This is a genomic window from Streptomyces sp. NPDC104226 (assembly GCF_055584085.1).
The window spans coordinates 633,538-652,040 of sequence record NZ_JBVJMS010000001.1 but is presented as its reverse complement, the minus strand read 5'-3'; the positions used below and the strand labels follow the sequence as shown (position 1 = coordinate 652,040).

Below are 18,503 nucleotides of genomic sequence, written 5' to 3'. Positions count from 1 at the left end.
CACCACTCACCACGAGGAGGAACCACCCATGCCCCTCCGTCCCCCGTCGCCGACGACGGCGACCGCGAGCGCGACCGCCCGCGCGAGACACCGCATCCACCGGTCCGCCCTGGTCGCAGGCCTCGGCGCGCTGGGCCTGCTGGGCGCCTTCACCATCGCCAACTCCCAAGCGGCAGAGAGTCGTTCCGCGTCATCTTCCACCGCGGCCGCCCTGCCCTCCTACGACCACGTGGTCGTCGTCGTGTACGAGAACAAGCAGTACGGCGAGATCATGGGCAGCGCCAACGCCCCGTACATCAACCAGCTCGCGGCCGGCGGCGCGAGCCTGACCGGCATGAAGGCGCTGACCCACCCCAGCCAGCCGAACTACTTCAACCTCTTCTCCGGCGCCACCCAGGGCATCACCGGGGACGGCTGCTACACCCCGCAGTCGATGACCGCGGCCAACCTCGGCCAGGAGGTCATCGCGGCCGGCAAGACCTTCGCGACGTACAACGAGGGGCTGCCGAGCGAGGGTTCCACGGCCTGCGCCAACGGCCAGTACGCCCAGAAGCACAATCCGTGGTTCGCCTTCAAGAACGTGCCGCTCAACACCGGCAAGACCTGGGCGCAGTTCCCGCAGAACAACTTCGCGGCGCTGCCGAACCTGTCGTTCGTCGTCCCCGACCAGTGCAACGACATGCACTCCTGCCCGGTCGGTACGGGTGACACCTGGACGAAGAACAACATCGACGCCTACGCGCAGTGGGCGAAGGCCAACAACAGCCTGCTGGTGCTGACCTGGGACGAGGACAACTACCTCGGCTCCAACCAGATCGCCACCGTCTTCTACGGCGCGAACGTCAAGACGGGCACCTACGCCACCCCCTTCAACCACCACCACTTGTTGCGCACCTTCGAGGACCTGTTCGGCACGGCGACGCACGCCGGGAACGCCGCCAACGTCCAGCCGATCACCGAGGTGTTCGGCTCGACGACCCCGACACCCACCCCGACACCCACCCCGACCCCGACACCCACCCCGACACCCACCCCGACCCCGACGTCCACCACGTCTCCCACTCCGACTCCCACGCCCACTCCGACCTCGTCCGCGCTGAAGCTGGTCAACCCGGGCCCGCAGAGCTGCAAGTTCAACCAGAACTGCACCATCCAGCTCACCACCACCGGCGCGAAACCCCCCGTCCGCTACACCGCCACCGGACTCCCCTGGGGCCTGACCCTCGACGCCAACACCGGCCGCATCACCGGCAAACCCTGGGCCACCGGAACCCTCCAGATCACCGCCACCGCCACCGACACCACCCCGACCACCGCCACCACCACCTTCCCCCTCACCCTCACCTGGTTCTAGGAGACACCCGTGTACCTGTCGACCAGCCGTGCGGCGGACATCGCCGCAGGCCCTCCGGCTCCGAAGGGCCCCCTGCGGGCCGTCCCCGGCACGGTGCTCGCCCTCGGCATGGTCAGCCTGGTCACGGACGTCTCCGCCGAGATGGTCACCGCCGTCCTGCCGCTGTACCTGGTGGCCGGACTGGGGATGTCCCCGCTCGCCTTCGGCGCCCTGGACGGGCTGGGCCAGGGCGCCACCGCGCTGCTGCGCCTCCTGGGCGGACGGGTCTCGGACCGCACGCAGCGCCGCAAGCTCGTCGCCGGCACCGGCTACGCGATCTCCGCCGCCTGCAAGGCGGCCCTGCTCGCGGTCACCACCCCCTGGTCGGTGGCGGCGGTGCTCGCCGCAGACCGGACCGGCAAGGGACTGCGCACCGCCCCGCGCGATGCGCTGATCTCGCTGTCCTGCCCGCCGGGGGAGCAGGGCCGGGCCTTCGGGGTGCACCGCGCGCTGGACACGGCCGGAGCCCTGCTGGGACCGCTGGCCGCCTTCGGCGTGCTGTGGGTGGCGGTGGACGGGTACGAGGCCGTCTTCACCGTGAGCTGCTGCCTCGCGGTCTTGGGAGTACTGGTCCTGGCCCTGTTCGTACGGGAGAGCCCCGCGCCCGCACCGGCGGCCGGTACACCTCCGGTCCGGAGCCTCCTGCGGATCCCGGGCCTGCGGCGGCCCTGCGTGACCGCCGCCGTGCTCGGCCTGTTCACCGTCGGCGACGCCTTCCTCTACCTCCTGCTCCAGCGCCGCCTGGACCTGCCCACGGCCTGGTTCCCGCTGCTGCCGGTCGGCACCGCGGCCGTGTTCCTGCTGGCCGCCGTGCCCGTGGGGCGGCTCGCCGACCGGCTGGGCCGCCACCGGGTCTTCCTCGGCGGCCACGGGCTGCTGCTCGGCGCCTGTCTCGTGCTCTTGGCCCCGGTACCGCCCGGCCCCGCGCTCGCGCTCGGGGTCCTGGGCCTGCTCGGCCTGTTCTACGCGGCCACCGACGGGGTGCTGATGGCCGCCGCCGGGCCGCTGCTGCCGCCCGGGCTGCGCACCACCGGGCTGGCGGTGCTCCAGACGGCGCAGGCCCTGGCGCGGTTCGCGGGTTCCCTGCTCTTCGGCGCCGCCTGGACCCTGTGGGGACCGGGCCCGGCACTGGCCGCGGCCGGCGGCGGACTGCTGCTGGCCCTGACCGCCACGGCCCTGGCCACGAAGAGCCCGGCCACCAGGAGCCCGGCCGCCTCCGCTCAGGCGGAGCAACCACCCGAAGGGTGAGGCCGCAGGGTCAGGCGGTCGCTCCGCTCGGCTGCGGCAGCTCCTTCGCGGCCCGCTGCCGCAGGGCGTCCTCGTCGGTGTCCGCGTCGTAGGAGATCAGCTTCGGCAGCAGGGCGGCCAGGAGCGCCACCGAGGCCACGCAGGCGAGTCCGCCGCTCCAGAAGGCCGAACGGGTGCCGGTCCAGCCGGCCATCGTGCCCGCGCGGACCTGGCCCAGCTGCGGGCCGACGGTGTACGAGAGCACCTCGATGCCCGCGAGCCGGCCCCGCAGTTCCTCGGGGATCGTCTGGTTCCAGATGGTGGCGCGCCCCAGCCCGCTGAGCATGTCGCCCGCGCCGGCCACCGCGAGGCACAGCAGCACCAGCCAGATGTTCCCCGACCAGCCCGCGGCCGCGATGGCCAGTCCCCACACCCCCGCCCCGCAGACCACGAGCAGCCCGTGCCGGCGTACCCGGGAGGCCCAGCCGCTGGTCAGCCCCAGCAGCAGGGACCCCACCGCGCCCGCCGCGTACATCAGACCCAGCGCCCACACCGCGTCGAGCTCGTCCGCGAGGAACGGGAAGATGGCGTTAGGGAAGGCGAAGAGCATCGCCGCCAGGTCCACGGCGTACGTGCCGAGCAGCACGGGCCGGCTCCAGGCGTACCGGGCCCCCTCGGCGATCCCCCGCAGGGAGGGCCGCTCGGCGTCCCGTGCGGGCGGAGCCGGGCGCAGCCGCAGGCACAGCAGCACCGATACGAGGAATCCCGTGACGGTGACCGCGTACGCGGACGCGTACCCGGCGTACGCGACGACCAGGCCGGCCACCGCGGGACCGGCGATGGCGCCGAACTGGTAGCGCAGCCCGTTCAGCGCGGCCGCGGCGGTCAGCTGGTCGTGCGGCACGATCCGTGCCATCAGCGAGTCCATGGCCGGCCGCTGCAGACCGGTCAGCGCCGATACGCACGCCGCGACCACGTACAGCGGCCACAGCATCGGGTCCGGCAGGGCAGAGTTCACCAGGAGCACCAGGGCGAGCACCCCGAGTCCGGCCTCGGTCAGCAGGATCAGCCGCCGCCGGTCCACGGCGTCCGCGAGGGCGCCCCCGTAGAGGCCGAACACCACCAGCGGGAGAAGCTCCACCGCGCCCATCGCGCCGACCGCGAGCGGCGAGTCCGTCAGGTGCTTGATCTGCAGCGGGAGGGCGATCATCGCCATGAACGAGCCGAAGAAGGTGACCGTGCCCTGGTAGAACAGCAGCCGGAAATCGGGGCTGGACCGCAGCGGGGACAGGTCGGGCAGTACGGAGGCGAAACGGGAGGTGCTCACGAGGGCCCATCGTCGGTGCCCGGCCCGCCCGGGGGCAACGGATTTTCCGCCCCGGGCCCGCGTGGTCGGAAGCACGCGGGCCGATCCTGCACAATCGGCGGATGAGTGATGCAGACCCCTACCTCTGGCTCGAAGACGTATCCGGCGAGGCCGCCCTCGACTGGGTCCGCGAGCGCAACGCCGAGACCGTGGCCGCGCTGGCGCAGGACCCCGCCTTCAAGGTGCTGGAGTCGTCGGTCCGCGAGGTCCTCGACGACGACGGCAGGATCCCCTACACCCGCCGCCGGGGGCGGCACCTCTACAACTTCTGGCAGGACGCCGACCACGTGCGCGGCCTGTGGCGCCGCACCACGCTGGAGGAGTACCGCAAGGAACGGCCCGACTGGGAGCCCGTCCTGGACCTGGACGCCCTGGCCGAGGCCGAGGGGGAGAAGTGGGCCTGGGCGGGCAGCGCCGTCCTGGCGCCCGAGCACCGCCACGCCCTGGTCATGCTGTCGAGGGACGGCGCGGACGCCTGCGTGGTGCGCGAGTTCGACCTGGAGACGCTGGAGTTCGTCGAGGGCGGGTTCGAGGTCGCCGAGGCCAAGACCCGGATCGGATGGATCGACCGGGATCGGGTTTGGATCGGGACGGACTTCGGCCCCGGCTCGATGTCCGGGTCCGGGTACCCCCTCCAGGTGCGCCGCTGGCGGCGCGGCACACCCCTGGCAGAGGCGGAAACAGTCTACGAGGGCCGGCCCTCGGACCTGTCCGCCTCCGGATGGCACGACGACACGCCCGGCTTCGAACGGGACTTCGTCCACCGGCAGATCGACTTCTGGAAGCAGGAGCTGTTCCTCCTGCCCGAGGAGGGGACCGGCGGCGCACCCCTGAAGATCGACGTACCGGACGACGCGGGCGCCTCGGTCCACCGCGAGTGGCTGATCGTCGCCCCGAAGTCCCCGTGGCTCGGCCACGACGCGGGCAGCCTGCTCGCCTTCGACTTCGCTGCCTTCCGGGCGGGGGAGCGGGAGCCGGCGGTGCTCTTCGCCCCGGACGGGCACACCGCCCTCGCCGGCTGGAGCTGGACCCGCCACCACCTGATCCTCACGACCAGCGCCGACGTCTCCTCCCGGATGGAGATCCTGACCCCCGGCCCGGGCCCCGACGGCTGGAGCCGCGCCCCGCTGGCCGGGCTCCCGCCGCTGTCCACGGCCTCCGTCACCGGCACCGACCCGGACGTGAGCGACGAGTTCTTCCTGAACGTCTCGGGCCACCTGCAGCCGTCCACCCTGTACCGGGGTACGGCCCCGGCCGGCGCCGAAGAGACCGTCAAGCAGGGCCCGGCGCTCTTCGACACCGAGGGGCTCGCCGTCCGCCAGTGCTTCGCGACGTCCGCGGACGGCACACAGGTCCCGTACTTCGTCGTCGGCCCCGAGGACCGCACCGGCCCCGGCCCCACCCTGCTCTACGGCTACGGCGGCTTCGAGGTCTCCATGGTCCCGGGCTACAGCGCCGTGACCGGCCGCGCCTGGCTGGAGCGCGGCGGAACGTACGTCGTCGCGGGCATCCGGGGCGGCCACGAGTACGGGCCGGACTGGCACAAGGCCGCGCTCGGCGCGAACCGGGTCCGGGCCTACGAGGACTTCGCCGCCGTGGCCCGGGACCTCATCGCCCGGGACATCACGACCCCCGCCCGGCTCGGCATCGAAGGCGGCAGCAACGGCGGACTGCTCATGGGCGCGATGCTCACCCGCGACCCCGAACTGTTCGGAGCGGTCGTCGCCCACGTGCCGCTGCTGGACATGCTGCGCTTCCACAAGCTGCTCGCCGGAGCGAGCTGGATCGCCGAGTACGGAGATCCCGACAACCCGGCGGACCGGCCCCACCTGGCGGAGATCTCCCCGTATCACCAGGTCCGGACGGAGGGACCCCCGTACCCCCCGCTCCTCCTGCTGACCTCGACCCGCGACGACCGCGTCCACCCCGGGCACGCCCGCAAGATGGCGGCCCGGCTGCGGGAGTTCGGGCATCCGGTGCTCTTCCACGAGCACCTCGGCGGCGGCCACGCCGGCGCCACCGACCACGGGCAGACCGCCTTCAACGAGGCGCTGGTCCACAGCTTCCTGTGGGACCGGCTGACCCCGAAGCGATGAACCCGGGGACCGGCCGCGCTCGCCGAACGGATGCGTGGACCGTTCGGAGAACGCGGCCGGGGCGCGGTGGCGCGCGTCAGGCGCGCGTCGTCAGGCCGCGGTCTACCACCAGACGCCGGCGCGCAGCTTGCCCCAGGTGTTGACGCCGACCTCGCCGTCGTCCGAGATCTTGGCCTTCTGCTGCACCTTGATCACGGCGTCGTAGGTCTTCTGACCGAACTTGCCGTCCTCGTCCAGCCAGGTCGGGTAGCTCGTGTTGTAGTTGATCAGGCACTGCACCTGCTTGATGCGCTTGACCGCCGCGTCGCCGGTCTGCCCCGTCTTGGTGAGCGTGGTCCCGGTCGGGTAGTAGTTGCAGGGAGCGGCGACGCCCTGTCCCGAGAGGGTCCCGGACGCCGGTCCGGCGGCGTTGGCGGCGCCTCCGAAGGCGAGTCCGCTGCCGAGGACGGTCGCGGCCACGGTCACGATGATCTGCTTGCGAAGGTTCATTCTGCTGTCCTCCGTTGTCGAGGACCGGGCATCCGGCCCGGTGCTGGCAGCGACTCTCCTGCGCCAACATCGACGGTGTCCAGGAAGCCCGGAGACCGGGGTCAGCGCGGGACGTCCCACGCTCCGACCTGCTGGGACGTCCCGCGCTGGGACGCTTTCGTGGGACGGCGGGACGGGGGAGGGATGCCGCCAAAGCGCCTGCGCCACTGGTCTGACCCGCTCGTTGGCCCGATGCTGAGCCCGGAATCGAGGGGGAGCCGGCGTGGCGCGTTGGAAAGAACTGCCTTCAGGGCTCGACAGCCGGGAGGGCCGGCTCGTCGCCGAGTTGCGGCGCCTGAAGGACCGCAGCGGTTTGAGTCTGGCCGCCCTCGCGGCGAAGACCGGCTACAGCCGCTCCTCGTGGGAGCGGTACCTCAACGGCAAGCAGCCCGTGCCCCGCGGCGCCGTGGAACAACTGGCCCGGCTCTGCGGGGCGGATGAGACCCGGCTGGTGGTCCTGCACGAGGTCGCCGGACAGGCGCGCCGGCAGGCACCGGCCTCATCGGCCGGCCCGGCCGCCCCGGTCGCGGGAGCCGCCGAGGCGACGGGCGGTACGGCGAGCGGCCCGGCGGGCGCGGTGACGCCGGGGCCGGAACCCGCAGCCGTACCGGCCCCGCGCAGCGTCCGGCTGCGCACCTTCCTCGCCGGGATCGGGGCAGCCGTGGTCGTGGCCTTCGGCGCCGGACTGCTGACCGGCGGCGCATGGGCCGATGACGCGGGCCACGGTGCGGACGCCGGTACGTCCGGCTACCGCCGCGGAAAGGCGTACGAATGCGAGACCGGACGGAAGGACGGCGAGCTGCGGGCCGGGCACAGCACCAGCCGCGAGATCCTGCTCGACACCAACAGCACGGGCTTCGACGTCGTCGAGGTCCAGTGCCTGCTGCGCGAGCACGGCTTCGACCCGAAGAGCACCGACGGACTGTACGGCCCGGACACCAAGGCGGCCGCGACCCGGTTCCAGTCCGCGCGCGGGCTGGTCGCGGACGGCATCGTCGGCCCCAAGACCTGGGCGGAGCTGCGCAAGTGACCCTGCCCGCGGAGTGCGGGCACCTCGCCGCCGAACTCCGGCGACTGCGCCGCCGGACGGGCCTCAGCCTGGTGGACCTCGGCCGGCGCACGCCGTACAGCAAGTCCTCCTGGGAGCGCTACCTCAACGGCAAGCAGCAGCCGCCCCGGCAGGCGGTCGAGGTGCTGTGCGCCGTGGCCCGGGAGCATCCGGGCAGGCTGCTCGCCCTCTGGGAGCTCGCGGACCTCGTCTGGAGCGGCCGGGCCGTCCCCGCGCCTGCGGGGGCCGTCCCCGCGGGTCCGGTGGCCGCCCCCGCCTCCCCTGAGGTCCTTCCCGCCGACGGGCGTGCTCCTGCGCCGGGCGGACGGCGCAGGCGGCTGGCCCTGACGGGCTCCGTCCTGGGCGGCGTCCTCCTCGTACTGACCGCGGGTCTGCTGCTGTCGAGGGAGTCCGGACCGCGGCAGGCCGGCGACGCCGGGCCGGCGGAGAAGATGATCCGCAACCCCGGGTGCGCGGGGGTGGGCTGCGCCGGCAAGGACCCGGTCCGCATGGGCTGCGGGGGAGCGGGCATGGTCACCGCCCTGCGTACCGACACGGGACCCGGCGCCCGCCAACTGGAGCTCCGGTACGGGGCGTTGTGCGAAGCCGTATGGGTGCGGGCCTCGGGACTCCGGCCCGGGGACCGCGTCGAGGTGATCGTCCCCGGGGTCGCCGACCCCCAGGAAGTGCGGGCGGGCGACCTGGACGTCGGCATGTACCTGGCGACGCCGATGGTTCCGGTGCCCCTGGGGACCACCGGCATCCGCACGTGCGTGACCCCGGGGCAGCCGGCCGCCGAAGCCCGGGTCTGCTTCGGCTGAGCCGTCCGCCTCAGGCCCGGCCGCCCCTCAGAGGGCCCTTGCTCCCCGGAGCGCCTCCACCCGGGTCTCGATCGCGGTGATCAGTGCCTCGACCCTGGCCTCGAAGATCTGCTCGTCCGTGACCTCGGCCAGCTGGGTGCCGAGGCGGCTGATGTTGGGGAAGCCCGCGGGATCGACCAGGCGGTACTCGCGGTTCCACGAGGACTCGTCGGCGGCCCGGACGTCCGGGTCGAAGAGCAGGTAGGCGGCGCGCTGGCCGACGTAGGCCAGGAGGGAGTCGCCGACCATCCGGTAGTGGACGGCCGCCTCCGCCCCTTCGAGGCCGGCTTCGGTCACCGCGCCGAGGATCAGCTCCACGACGCGGAACTCGTTGGGCCTGCGGGTGGTCCGGCTGGCCATGGTCGAGCCGACCACCGGGTACCTGAGCGCGACTTCGAGGGAGCCGTCGGCGAGCGCCCGCAGCCGGTCCTTCCAGCCGAGCCCCTCGGGGATGCTGTCGAGCACCTCGCCGAGCGTGCGGTCGGCGACGGACAGCAGAAGCTCGTCCTTGTCGCGGAAGTGCCGGTAGATCGCGGTCGGGTCGGCGCCGAGCTCCTCGCCGAGGCGCCGCACGGTGAAGGCGTCCTCGCTGCCGCGGGCCGCGATGCGCAGGCTCGCTTCGATGATCGCGTCGGGTGTGAGCTGGCTGCCCGCGCGCTTGGACCGGGCGGGTGTGTCGGATGACTTCGGCATGGTGGGGCCAGTGTAACGATGTGGAACAGAGTGAGCGCAACACCGTTGACAACACTGTTGCGCTCCCGTTCACTCCTCCTCAACGAACCAGCCGTGCGGGCCTCGCCCGCCGAGCCGAAGGATGCGTCGATGGGCAGGACCAGGCAGCGTGCCGACATCGTCTTCGTAGGGGGACGGGTCTTCACCGGCACCTCACACACCCCGATCGACGCCGCCGTCGCCGTCGGCGGCGGCCGGATCATCGCCGTGGCCGACGCGGCCACCGTCCGCTCGCTCGCGGACGCCGGCACCGAGGTCGTCGACCTCGCCGGAGGACTGCTCGTCCCCGGATTCCAGGACGCCCACGTGCACCCCGCGGTGGCCGGAGTCCAGATGCTCGGCTGCGACCTGAGCGGGGAACACACCATCGAGGGCTACCTCGCGGTCGTCGCGGAATACGCCGCGGCCCACCCCGACGCGCTCTGGATCCGCGGCGGCGGCTGGTCGATGGACGTCTTCCCCGGAGGCACACCGACCCGCGCCATGCTCGACGCCGTGGTCCCCGACCGGCCCGTCCTGCTCACCAACCGCGACGGCCACGGCGCCTGGGTCAACACCAGGGCGCTCGCCGTCGCCGGCGTGGACCGCACCACCGCCGACCCGGCCGACGGCCGGATCGAGCGGGAGGAGGACGGAAGCCCGGCCGGCACCCTCCAGGAGGGCGCCGTCGAGCTGGTGGCCCGGCACGTTCCCCTCGTGAGCCCCGACGAGGCGCTCGCCGGACTGCTCGCCGCACAGGAGCACCTCTTCTCCCTCGGCGTCACCAGCTGGCAGGACGCCATGATCGGCGCCTTCCCCGGCAACCCCGACAACTACGGCGTCTACCTGCGCGCCGCCCGCGAGGGCTCCCTGCGCGCCCGTGTCGTCGGCGCCCTGTGGTGGGACCGCGAACGCGGCCTGGAACAGATACCCGACCTGGAGGAGCGCCGCCGCACCGGACAGGTCGGCCGCTTCAACGCCACCAGCGTGAAGATGATGCAGGACGGCATCGCCGAGAACTTCACCGCCGGCATGCTGGAGCCCTACCTCGACGGCTGCGGCTGCGCCACCGACAACTCCGGGCTCAGCTTCATCGACCCGAAGGTGCTCACCGCGGCCGTGTCCCGGCTCGACCGCGCAGGCTTCCAGATCCACTTCCACGCACTCGGCGACCGGGCCGTGCGCGAGGTCCTCGACGCCCTCGCCGAGGCCCGCGAGGCCAACGGGACCAACGACAACCGCCACCACCTGGCCCACCTCCAGGTCGTCCACCCGGACGACATCGCCCGCTTCGCGAGCCTGGACGCGGCCGCCAACATCCAGGCGCTGTGGGCCGCCCACGAACCGCAGATGGACGAGCTCACGATCCCCTTCCTCGGACCGGAACGGGCCCGCCTCCAGTACCCGTTCGGCGACCTCCAGCGCGCCGGAGCCCGCCTGGTCGCGGGCAGCGACTGGTCGGTCAGCAGCCCCAACCCCCTGTGGGGCATCCACGTCGCCGTCAACCGCTCCGTACCCGAGGAGGCCCCGGACACGACCGGGACCTTCGAACCGGCGCCGCCGTTCTTCCCCGAGCAGGCGCTCACCCTCTCCCAGGCACTCACCGCCTACACCGCCGGCAGCGCGTGGGTGAACCACCTCGACGAGGTCACCGGCACCGTCGAGGAGGGCAAGTACGCCGACCTCGTCGTCCTCGACCGGGACCCCTTCGCGCACCCCCCGATGGAGATCGCCGACACCCGCGTGCTGCGCACGTACATCGACGGCGAACTGGTCTTCGCCGCGACCGACTGAGCGACCGCCACCCGGCCGGCCCCGGTCCCGGCCCAGTCCCCGCCCGGCCCATGCCAGGCCCCCGGTCAGCCCCCTGCCCAGCCCCGGCCCCGGCCACTCCCCGCCTCAGCCTCCGCACCACCACCACCACCGCCACCACCGGCCGGGCCGCCACCGGCCGTGCGTCACCCACCCCACCGAGCTCATCCCTCAGGGAGTCAGCCGATGTCATCCACCCGATCGGGATCCCCGCTGCAGGCCGGCCGCCGCACCCACGGCCGCAGCCGCGCGCATCGCGCCGCGGCCGCCGTCCTCGCTTCGGCGGCCCTGCTCGTCACCAGCGCCTGCAGCGGCACCGCCGCCGACAAGGACGCGGACCGCGCCACCGCGTACAAGATCACGGACAAGACGCCCGCCGCCGCCGGGAACGTGGACTCCTTCACCTGGTCCGTCTACGCGGAGCCGACCACCATCGACTACGCGTACTCCTTCGACTTCCCGCCCAACCAGATCCTCTCCAACGTCTGCGAGAGCCTGCTGCGCTGGAACCCGGACCTGACGACGTCCCCCGGGCTCGCCGCCTCGTACACCAACCCCACGCCCACCACCTGGGTCTACCAGATCCGCCCCGGCGTCCACTTCCACGACGGGACGGTGCTCACCGCGGACGACGTCGTCGCCTCGCTGAGCCGCAACCTGGACCCCGAGACCGCCAGCGTCTGGGCGAACCAGTACAAGAACGTCAAGTCCATCGACAAGACCGGCCCGATGGAAGTCACCGTCACCCTGGCCAAGCCGGACTCCACCTTCAACCAGTACCTGGCCGCCGGCCCCGGCACCGTGGAATCCGCGGCCACCCTGGCCAGGTCCGGCAAGGACTACGGCAATCCGCAGACCGGGGTGAACTGCACCGGTCCCTTCTCCTTCGGATCCTGGACCTCCGGCCAGTCCCTCACCCTCAAGCGGTTCGACGGGTACTGGAACCAGGAGCTGAAGGCGAAGTCCGGCGAGGTGAAGTTCGTCTTCCTCGCCGATGCCACCACCCGCGTCAACGCCTTCCAGAGCGGGGAGGTCGACGGCGGCTGGATGGTCCCGCCGACCGCGTACGCCCAACTGGGCTCCACGGAGGCCGGAAAGCTCTACTTCGGCCGCAACACCACCGTCGCCGACGAGGTGGTCGCCAACCTCAAGGGCCCCCTCGGCAACCCGAAGGTCCGCCAGGCACTCCTCATGGCCACCGACCGCAAGGGCATCGTCAAAGCCGGCGCCGCCGGGGTCGGCGAGGTCTCCGACTCCCTCGTCACCGACAACCTGTGGGCCGACGCGCCCCCGGCGACCCGCGAAGCGCTCCTGAAGGAGCTGCCGAAGTACCCGTACGACCCGGCCAAGGCCAAGGCGCTCGCCGCCGAGGCCGGAGTGAACGGCCAGGAGATCGTGATCGCGACCAGCCCGCTGGACTCGCAGACCACGATCATCACCCAGGCCATCGCCCAGGCGGCCACCGCCATCGGACTGAAGCCGCGGATCGACTCCCTCTCCGCGGAGAAGTACACGACGCTCTTCACCGACCCCGCGGCCCGCGAGGGCATCGACCTCTTCCTCACCTTCTGGTACACGTCCATCACCGACCCGCTGGACATGTTCGCCTCGCTGGAGACCGGAGCCTTCAGCAACTACGGCAACTGGTCCGACCCGGCCTTCGACGCCGCCGTCGAGAAGGCCGTCGGGTCCTACGACCCCGCAGCCCACGCGGCCGCCAACGCCGAGGCGCAGAAGATCGCCTCGCGCGAACTGCCCTGGCTTCCCCTCTACACCCTGCCCGTCAGCGTCTTCATGGGGAAGAAGATCACCGGCGTCCAGCCCTCCATCGCCTACCTCTACTACCCGTGGGCGGCCGAGATCGGAGCCAAGGGATGACGGCCGCGGCGAAGGCCGCCACCGCCGCGACCGCCCGCGCCGTACGGGTGCTGCGCCGCCTGGCCGGCATGGCGGCGACCCTGCTCGTCACCTCCTTCCTGGTCTTCTCCTCCCTCTTCCTCGCTCCCGGGGACCCGGCGAGCTTCCTCGTCAAGGGACGCAGCCCCAGCCCGGAGGACCTCGCCGCGCTCCGCAGCCAGTACGGCTTCGACGAACCCTTCCTCGTCCGGTACTGGAACTGGCTCGAAGGGGTGCTGCAGGGCGACTTCGGCCGCTCCTACCTCTTCCACCAGGACGTCTCCTCGGTCATCTGGTCGCGCCTGCCCTCCTCCCTGCTGCTGATCGCCGTATCCGGCCTGATGATCGCCGTGTTCGGCATCGGCTCCGGCATCGTCGGCGCGCTGCGCCGGGGTTCGCGCACCGACCGCTCCCTGATGCTGTTCGTCACGGTGGGCGCGGCCGCACCGGCCTTCGTCGCCGCCCTGCTGCTCAGGTCGGTGTTCGGAGTGCAGTTGGGCTGGTTCCCCACCATCGGCAACGGCGAAGGCCTCCTGGACCGGCTGCACCACGTGATCCTCCCGGCGGCGGCCCTGTCCGTCACCTTCACGGCCCTGGTCACCCGGGTGACCCGCTCGGCCATGCTCGACGAGCTGAGCCGCGACCACGTGGAGGTCGCACTGAGCCGCGGAGCGCCACGGCGCACCGTCATCCGGCGGCACGTCCTGCGCAACGCGCTCGGACCGATCGTCACCGTCTCCGCCCTCCTGGTCTCCGGCATGCTGGTCAGCACGGCGATCGTCGAGACCGCCTTCGGAATGTCCGGGGTGGGCTCCCTGCTGGTGCAGTCCGTCGACCAGCTCGACTTCCAGGTCGTCCAGGCCATCGTGCTGCTCGTGGTCGCCGCGTTCGTCGTGGTCAACGCGCTCGTGGACCTGGTCCAGCCACTGATCGATCCGCGCACGGCCGCGGCCGGGAGCGCCCGATGACCACCCTTCCCGACACGGGCACCACGCCCCTCGCCCCCCGCACCCGGCGCGACCCGCTCGCCCGGCTGCGCCGCCTCGGCGGCAACCGGCTCCAGCGGACCTGCCTGGCGCTCCTCGTCCTGTTCGTGCTCATCGCCCTGCTCGGACCCTGGATCGCCCCGTACGACCCCACCTTCGGACAGCTCGGCGACACCCTCCTGGGGCCGGGCGCCCAGCACTGGCTGGGCACCGACCAGGGCGGCCACGACACCCTCTCGGCGCTGCTGGTCGGTGCCCGCACCAGCCTGGCCGGCCCGCTCGCCGTCGTCGTGTTCTCCACGGTCCTCGGCGTCGCCGTCGGCCTGTTCACCGCCTGGCGCGGAGGCTGGATCGACACGGCCGCCGGCCGGGTCCTCGACGTCCTGTTCGCCTTCCCCGCCCTGCTCCTCGCGATCCTCGCGGTGGCCCTGTTCGGCAAGGGGATGACGGCTCCGGTGATCGCCATGGCCCTCGCCTACATGCCGTACACCGCACGCCTCGTACGGGGCCTGGCCGTCCGGGAGAAGTCCCGGCCCTACATCGCCGCCTACCAGGTGCAGGGCCACTCGCCCCTGTACGTCACCGTCCGCAGACTGCTGCCCAACATCGCCCCGACGCTGCTCGCCCAGTCGACGGTGAACTTCGGCTACGCGCTGCTCGACCTCGCCGCCCTCTCCTTCCTGGGACTCGGCGTGCAGCCGCCCACCCCCGACTGGGGAGCCATGATCAACCAGGGGCAGGCGGCCGTCCTCCAGGGGCAGCCGCTCTCCGCGATCGCGCCGGCCGTGGTGGTCGTCCTGGTCGTGGTCGCCTTCAACGTCGTCGGGGAAGACCTCGGCGACCGCCTCGCGGGGAGGGACTCCCGATGACACTGCTCGCCTACGAAGCCCTGCGCGTGACCCTCCCCGCGATGGCCCGGCCCCTCCTCGACGGCGTCAGCCTCACCGTCGGGGCCGGCGAGGTCGTCGCCCTGGTCGGCGAGTCCGGCTCGGGCAAGTCCGTCACCGCCCGCGCCGCCCTCGGCCTGTTCCCGCAGGGCGCCGAGATCGGCGGCCGGGTCCGGGTGGACGGAACGGACCTGATCGGCGCCGCCCCCGCGAGCCTGCGCGAGGTGCGCACGAACAAGGCCGCGATGATCTACCAGGACCCCCGGTCCGCCATCAACCCGGTGCGCCGGGTGGGGGACTTCCTGACCGAACCGCTGCGCCTGGTGCACGGCTGGTCCAAGTCCCGGGCCGAGGCCAGGGCCGCCGAACTGCTCGACGCGGTCGGCCTGCCCGACCCCGTCCGCCACCTGCAGCAGTTCCCGCACGAGCTCTCCGGCGGCATGCTCCAGCGCGTCGTGATCGCCGCGGCCCTCACCACCGAGCCGGGGCTCCTGCTCTGCGACGAGCCGACCACCGCGCTCGACGTCAGCACCCAGGCCGAGATCCTGGCCGTCCTGGGCCGGCTCCAGCGCGAACGCGGCCTCGGACTCCTCCTCATCACCCACGACATCGAGCTCGCCGCCTCCGTCAGCGACCGGATCTACGTCATGTACGCGGGCCGGATCGTCGAAACGGCGCCCGTGGCGGATCTCTTCGCCTCCCCGCGGCACCCCTACACCGCGGGCCTGCTCGGTTCCTCCCCGCCGCTCGAAGGCCCCCGGGCCCGTCTCACCCCCGTACCCGGTGCACCCATGGGCCTGCTGGAGTCGGCCCCCGGCTGCGCCTTCGCACCCCGCTGCCGGTTCGCCGAACCGGGGCGCTGCGACCAGTCCCCGCCGGGACTCGTGCGACACGGCCCGGCCGAGGTCGCCTGCCACCGCGCCGCCGAAATCGTGCGCGAACCCGCGCACGGGCACGCACCCGAGCGCACGCCCGAACCCGCGCCCGAACTCGCGCTCAAGGAGGACCGTTGAACACCGAGCCGAACACCGCCCCGGAACTCCTCCGGGTGACCGGACTGCGCAAGACCTACCGGACCGGCGGGACGGACGTCGTCGCCGTGGACGATCTGTCGTTCTCCGTGCGGGCCGGCGGGGCACTGGGCATCGTGGGCGAATCCGGCTCGGGCAAGACCACCACGGCCCGGATGCTGATCGGCCTGGAACGCCCCGACGCGGGTGAGATCCTGGTCCAGGGCCGGCCCCTGGCGGCCTCCGTACGGGGGAGGCCGGCCCGGCTGGCCCGCGCCAAGGCGGTCCAGATCGTCTTCCAGGACCCCTACCTCTCGCTGGACGCGCGACTGACCATCGGCGACACGATCGACGGCGTCCTCAGGCTGCACGGGACGTCCGACCGGACGGCCCGGGCCGCACGGGTACGGGAACTGCTGGCCCAGGTCGGCCTCGGCGACCGCGAGGCGGCCGCCCTGCCCCGCAGGCTCTCCGGCGGGCAGCGCCAGCGCGCCGCGATCGCCAGGGCGCTGGCCGTGGAGCCTGCCGTCCTGGTGCTCGACGAAGCGGTGTCCGCCCTGGACGTGTCCGTACAGGCGCAGGTGCTCAACCTGCTCTCCGACATCCGGCGCGACACCGGGATCGGCCTGGTCTTCGTCAGTCACGACCTGGCCGTCGTCCGCTACGTCTGCGACGAGGCACTCGTCATGTACCGCGGCCGCACGATGGAACACCGCCCGGTCGACGAGCTCCTCACCGACCCCCACCACCCCTACACCCGGCTGCTGCTGGCCTCCGTACCCCGTCCGGGCTGGGACCCCGACTCGATCAGCCGGCGCCGCCGGGAGCTGGACCCCCTCACGACGACGGCCGCTGCGGGGGAGTGACGCCCCTTTCGGGCAGTCGGGGGATCTTGGCCGGTTCCTCCCTGGTGCCCCCGGAACGCATGGCGGAAGATCCCTCAGCGGGCGCCGCCCGTGGCTTACGATCGCCGCGGACGGTCCCGCCCGTGATCGCCGATCGACCCGCACTCGTGGAGGTCCACCGTGTTCCGGACGGCCAGAGGAAACCGCAAGCGTCCCGGCAGCCTCCGCATCCGCGCCACCGCCGCGGCCGCGGCCGCGGCGGCGGGCGCGTTCCTGGTCGCGGGATGCTCCTCGGGCGGTGACGGTCCGAGCGAGGCGGCCGGCGGGGTGCCCGTCGTGGAGAAGGGCAAACTGACGACCTGCACCCACCTGCCCTATCCGCCGTTCCAGTTCGAGAAGGACGGCAAGGTCGTCGGTTTCGACGTGGCCCTGGTCGACCTGGTGGCGAGCCGGCTCCAGGTCGAGCAGAAGATCCTCGACACCCCCTTCGAGAACTTCAAGACCGGTGCCTTCCTCAACTCCGGGGAATGCGACCTCGCGGCCGCCGGCATGACGATCACCGACGAGCGCAAGAAGAACGTCGACTTCTCCGTCCCCTACTTCGACGCCACGCAGGCGCTCCTCGCCACCAAGAAGAGCGGCGTCACCTCGCTCGCCGACCTCAAGGCGAAGTCGAAGAAGCTGGGCGCGCAGGCCGAGACCACCGGCGAGAGCTACGCCAAGTCCCAGGGCTTCGACCCCGTCGCCTTCGAGAGCTCGGACGCGGTGATCAACGGACTGCGCACCGGCCAGGTGGACGCGGTCGTCATCGACTACCCCGTGGTCCAGGGCTGGCTCAAGGACCCCAAGAACGCAGCCGAGTTCACCCTCGGACAGAACATCGAGACCGGCGAGCAGTACGGGTTCTCGGTGAAGAAGGGCAACACCGCCCTCGTGGCCGCGATCGACAAGGCCATCACCGAGGCCAAGGCCGACGGCACCTACAAGAAGCTCTACGAGCAGTGGATCGGCCCGCTGCCCCAGACCACCCCGTGACCTCCCGGCTGACCCGGCGCCAGCGCCGCCGGGTCTCGCAGGGACTCCAGTACGCGCTCTTCGTCGCGGTCCTGGTGCTGATCGCCGTCTCCGCGGACTGGGGGAGGCTGCAGAACCAGTTCGCCCAGAAGGACCTGGCGCTGCGGCTCTTCCCGGAGATCATCACCACGGCCCTGCGCAACACGGTGATCTACACGACGTCCGGGTTCCTGCTCGGTCTGGTCCTCGGCCTGGTCATCGCCATGATGCGGCTGTCCTCCGTGGCCCCGTACCGGTGGGTCGCGAGCGTCTACATCGAGCTGTTCCGCGGGCTCCCGGCCCTGCTGATCTTCATCTTCGTGGGCGTGGCCGTGCCCCTGGCGTTCCCCGGTACGGAGATCCCGGGCGGCACGTACGGCAAGGTCGCGATCGGGCTGGGACTGGTGGCCGCCGCCTATATGGCGGAAACGATTCGGGCCGGCATCCAGGCGGTGCCCAAGGGGCAGATGGAAGCCGCCCGCTCGCTGGGCTTCTCGCACGGCCGCGCCATGGTCTCGATCGTCATCCCGCAGGCCTTCCGCATCGTCATCCCGCCCCTCACCAACGAACTCGTCCTGCTGTTCAAGGACTCCTCGCTCGTGCTCTTCCTCGGGGTGACCCTGTCGGAGCGGGAACTGACGAAGTTCGGACGGGACCTCGCCAGCCAGACCGCCAACTCCACCCCGATCCTGGTCGCGGGCCTGTGCTACCTCCTGGTGACCGTGCCGCTGAGCTTCGTGGTGCGCCGCCTGGAGGCTCGCGCGGACAAGGCCGTGTGAGGAAGA

The 18,503-nt window shown here is 72.3% G+C and carries 16 protein-coding genes; 13 read left to right on the top strand and 3 right to left on the bottom strand.

The window, feature by feature from the left end; genetic code table 11:
- The first annotated feature begins 28 nt into the window (after window positions 1-28).
- Window positions 29-1,354: an alkaline phosphatase family protein gene (locus tag ACZ60J_RS02970; RefSeq protein WP_469678487.1), complete on the top strand. Its 1,326-nt coding sequence runs from the start codon at window positions 29-31 to the stop codon at window positions 1,352-1,354.
- Between the two features lie 9 nt (window positions 1,355-1,363).
- A complete protein-coding gene (locus tag ACZ60J_RS02965) occupies window positions 1,364-2,641 on the top strand; it encodes an MFS transporter (protein ID WP_469678485.1) in 1,278 nt (425 codons plus the stop codon).
- A 10-nt stretch (window positions 2,642-2,651) separates the two neighbouring features.
- Here ACZ60J_RS02965 and ACZ60J_RS02960 read toward each other — a convergent pair whose 3' ends face one another.
- Complete coding sequence (locus tag ACZ60J_RS02960) at window positions 2,652-3,947, bottom strand: MFS transporter (protein ID WP_469678483.1); 1,296 nt, start codon at window positions 3,945-3,947, stop codon at window positions 2,652-2,654.
- A gap of 101 nt (window positions 3,948-4,048) precedes the next feature.
- Between ACZ60J_RS02960 and ACZ60J_RS02955 the strand changes: the two genes are divergently transcribed.
- Window positions 4,049-6,082, top strand: a complete 2,034-nt coding sequence (locus ACZ60J_RS02955; RefSeq protein ID WP_469678481.1) for a prolyl oligopeptidase family serine peptidase — start codon at window positions 4,049-4,051, stop codon at window positions 6,080-6,082.
- A gap of 102 nt (window positions 6,083-6,184) precedes the next feature.
- Here the strand turns inward: ACZ60J_RS02955 and ACZ60J_RS02950 are convergent, their stop codons facing one another.
- The gene (locus tag ACZ60J_RS02950) at window positions 6,185-6,571 is read right to left on the bottom strand and encodes a peptidoglycan-binding domain-containing protein (RefSeq protein WP_469678479.1); all 387 of its coding nucleotides are present in this window, start codon (window positions 6,569-6,571) and stop codon (window positions 6,185-6,187) included.
- 262 nt (window positions 6,572-6,833) lie between these two features.
- Between ACZ60J_RS02950 and ACZ60J_RS02945 the strand changes: the two genes are divergently transcribed.
- Both ACZ60J_RS02945 and ACZ60J_RS02940 read left to right on the top strand, forming a co-directional pair.
- The gene (locus ACZ60J_RS02945; protein ID WP_469678477.1) at window positions 6,834-7,640 is read left to right on the top strand and encodes a helix-turn-helix domain-containing protein; all 807 of its coding nucleotides are present in this window, start codon (window positions 6,834-6,836) and stop codon (window positions 7,638-7,640) included.
- Window positions 7,637-8,479: a helix-turn-helix domain-containing protein gene (locus ACZ60J_RS02940; RefSeq protein WP_469678475.1), complete on the top strand. Its 843-nt coding sequence runs from the start codon at window positions 7,637-7,639 to the stop codon at window positions 8,477-8,479. Before ACZ60J_RS02945 ends, ACZ60J_RS02940 begins: the two co-directional genes overlap by 4 nt.
- 27 nt (window positions 8,480-8,506) lie before the next feature.
- Here ACZ60J_RS02940 and ACZ60J_RS02935 read toward each other — a convergent pair whose 3' ends face one another.
- Window positions 8,507-9,211, bottom strand: coding sequence for a TetR/AcrR family transcriptional regulator (locus ACZ60J_RS02935; RefSeq protein WP_469678473.1), 705 nt, complete (start codon window positions 9,209-9,211; stop codon window positions 8,507-8,509).
- 129 nt (window positions 9,212-9,340) lie between these two features.
- Between ACZ60J_RS02935 and ACZ60J_RS02930 the strand changes: the two genes are divergently transcribed.
- The 8 genes from ACZ60J_RS02930 to ACZ60J_RS02895 all read left to right on the top strand — a co-directional run bounded on the left by ACZ60J_RS02930 (window position 9,341) and on the right by ACZ60J_RS02895 (window position 18,497).
- Window positions 9,341-11,023: an amidohydrolase gene (locus ACZ60J_RS02930; protein WP_469678471.1), complete on the top strand. Its 1,683-nt coding sequence runs from the start codon at window positions 9,341-9,343 to the stop codon at window positions 11,021-11,023.
- A gap of 204 nt (window positions 11,024-11,227) precedes the next feature.
- Complete coding sequence (locus tag ACZ60J_RS02925) at window positions 11,228-12,919, top strand: ABC transporter substrate-binding protein (protein ID WP_469678469.1); 1,692 nt, start codon at window positions 11,228-11,230, stop codon at window positions 12,917-12,919.
- Entirely contained in the window at window positions 12,916-13,905 is a 990-nt protein-coding gene (locus ACZ60J_RS02920; RefSeq protein ID WP_469678467.1) for an ABC transporter permease, read from the top strand. Before ACZ60J_RS02925 ends, ACZ60J_RS02920 begins: the two co-directional genes overlap by 4 nt.
- Entirely contained in the window at window positions 13,902-14,792 is an 891-nt protein-coding gene (locus ACZ60J_RS02915; protein ID WP_469678465.1) for an ABC transporter permease, read from the top strand. The genes ACZ60J_RS02920 and ACZ60J_RS02915 overlap by 4 nt, the downstream gene beginning before the upstream one ends.
- On the top strand, window positions 14,789-15,823 hold the full coding sequence (locus ACZ60J_RS02910; RefSeq protein WP_469678463.1) for an ABC transporter ATP-binding protein: 1,035 nt from the start codon (window positions 14,789-14,791) through the stop codon (window positions 15,821-15,823). Before ACZ60J_RS02915 ends, ACZ60J_RS02910 begins: the two co-directional genes overlap by 4 nt.
- Window positions 15,820-16,686 carry an ATP-binding cassette domain-containing protein gene (locus tag ACZ60J_RS02905; RefSeq protein WP_469678461.1) on the top strand — a complete coding sequence of 289 codons (867 nt, stop codon included), beginning with the start codon at window positions 15,820-15,822 and terminating at the stop codon, window positions 16,684-16,686. The genes ACZ60J_RS02910 and ACZ60J_RS02905 overlap by 4 nt, the downstream gene beginning before the upstream one ends.
- A 207-nt stretch (window positions 16,687-16,893) precedes the next feature.
- Window positions 16,894-17,700 (top strand): ABC transporter substrate-binding protein, encoded by an 807-nt coding sequence (locus ACZ60J_RS02900; protein ID WP_469679099.1) that lies wholly within the window; start codon window positions 16,894-16,896, stop codon window positions 17,698-17,700.
- The gene (locus ACZ60J_RS02895; RefSeq protein ID WP_469678459.1) at window positions 17,667-18,497 is read left to right on the top strand and encodes an amino acid ABC transporter permease; all 831 of its coding nucleotides are present in this window, start codon (window positions 17,667-17,669) and stop codon (window positions 18,495-18,497) included. Before ACZ60J_RS02900 ends, ACZ60J_RS02895 begins: the two co-directional genes overlap by 34 nt.
- Window positions 18,498-18,503 lie beyond the last annotated feature (6 nt).